General features: G+C 60.0%; 2 protein-coding genes. Both read left to right on the forward strand.

All coding sequences use genetic code 11. The features are described 5' to 3' along the window. The first annotated feature begins 76 nt into the window (after positions 1 to 76). On the forward strand, positions 77 to 808 hold the full coding sequence (locus AB4043_RS24745; protein WP_442308424.1) for an ABC transporter permease: 732 nt from the start codon (positions 77 to 79) through the stop codon (positions 806 to 808). Continuing rightward, positions 691 to 1,704 carry a substrate-binding domain-containing protein gene (locus AB4043_RS24750; RefSeq protein WP_442308425.1) on the forward strand — a complete coding sequence of 338 codons (1,014 nt, stop codon included), beginning with the start codon at positions 691 to 693 and terminating at the stop codon, positions 1,702 to 1,704. The genes AB4043_RS24745 and AB4043_RS24750 overlap by 118 nt, the downstream gene beginning before the upstream one ends. Positions 1,705 to 1,897: the final 193 nt, after the last annotated feature.

Below are 1,897 nucleotides of genomic sequence, written 5' to 3' on the forward strand. Positions count from 1 at the left end.
ATCATCCAGGGACTCATTATTCTCGCGGCCGTTTCGGTCAATGTCCTGAGTCACTATCGGCGGAGGCAGGTGAGCCATGCTTAAGCGCCTGCATATCTCTGCTACGGAAGTTGCTCTGGTTGCGGCGCTGCTGCTCGAGTGCATTTACTTCAGCGTYGCGGCACCCAGCTTCGCTACCTGGGGAAACTTCTTCGAGATCGTCCGCTTCTCGGTCGAGCTCGGCCTGCTGGTGATTGCCCTTACGCCGATCCTGATTACTGGAGGCATCGATCTCTCCGTCGGTTCCGCCATCGGGATGACCGCCGTCCTCTTCGGCACGATGTGGCATGACGGTCATCTCCCCGCCGCCTGCGTTGGGCTATCACTACTACTGGGTCTTGCCTCCGGCGGCCTGAATGATGCCCTTCTGATCGCGGGACTTCGGCTGCCGCCGCTGATCGTGACCCTCGGCACCTTCTCGCTCTATCGCGGCATCGCGGAGGGCATCACGCATGGCGCAGTGAGCTTTACCGGTTATTCCGCAGGCTTTCTCCATCTCGGCCAGGGATACTTCTGGAAGCTTATTCCCGTGCAGCTTCCCATCCTCATCGTTGTACTGGCGGCGTACAGCGTCCTGCTGCATAAATCGGTGATCGGCCGCTCCATCTACGCCCCACCGGTGCATTCAAGGTCACGGCGGCCGGAGTTCCTTTGTGGAAGCGTCCGGCATTCGCTGGAGCTGTACTCGTTGCACTTGGCGTCCTGGGCACGCTGCTCTTCCATGCTGCCGGTCATCGCAATGGTGCGGCTGCCGCTGGACATCGCCTGACCATTGCGGTGATGCCGAAGGCCAAGGGCGATCCTTACTTCATCAGCGCGCGCGCCGGAGCGGAAGAGGCCGCGAAAGAGCTCGGAGTCGATCTCATCTGGGATGGCCCCACCAGTCTTGACGCCTCGCAACAGAACGAATTGGTGGAGAACTGGATTACGCGCGGTGTCGACGCCATCGTCGTCGCGGTGGAGAACAAGGGCAGCATCTCCACCGTGCTTCGCAAAGCCCGTGCTCACGGCATTCCGGTACTGACCTGGGACGCCGACGCTGAATTGAACGCACGCGACTACTTCCTGAACCAGGCCACTCCTGTCGGCATCGCCAACGCCCTGACCGATGAAGGCGCACGGCTGCTACCGAACGGAGGGCAGTTTGCCATTGTGACCGGAGCCCTGAGTGCCGAGAACCAGAACGAGTGGATTGCCGATATCAAGAAGCGTGTCGCCTCCGACCATCCAAACCTGCAGCTCGCCACCATTCAACCCAGCGACGACGACCGCGACAAAGCGTTCAATCAGACGCAGGTCATCCTCAAGGCCTATCCGCAGGTGAAGCTGGTTGTCGCAATCTCCGCTCCGGCGGTTCCGGGAGCGGCAGAGGCGGTCGCACAGGCGGGCCGCACAGACGTCAAAGTCATCGGGCTCTCCCTGCCCTCGATCTGCCGCACCTATCTGCACGATGGCTCGGTACAGACGATCTTCCTCTGGAATACGCAGGACCTCGGATATCTAACGGTCTATGCGGGGGCGTTGAAGGCGGAGAAGAAGATCCCGGCTGGAGCCAAGAGTGTGCATGTCGGCCGGTTGGGTGATCTGGAGATCAATGGATCGGAGATTATTCTCGGCAAGCCGCTGCTTATCGATAAGAACAACGTCGACAGCCTGCATTTCTAAGACAACCCATGCGGGGTGCCCCATGTCCGGGGTCCCCAACGAACTTGTACCTTGGGGTGGTGTCCCGATTCTTGGGACGTGGGTATTCGAGCAAAGCTCGAACCGCATTTTTGTTGTTGTAAACATCGAGAAGCGTGCCTGGATAGTAAAGGCCGGGCCCATGTCCCCGAGGGACATGGGGCACCCAGTGCAT

It is taken from the genome of Terriglobus sp. YAF25 (genome assembly GCF_052113305.1).
GTDB lineage: Bacteria > Acidobacteriota > Terriglobia > Terriglobales > Acidobacteriaceae > Terriglobus.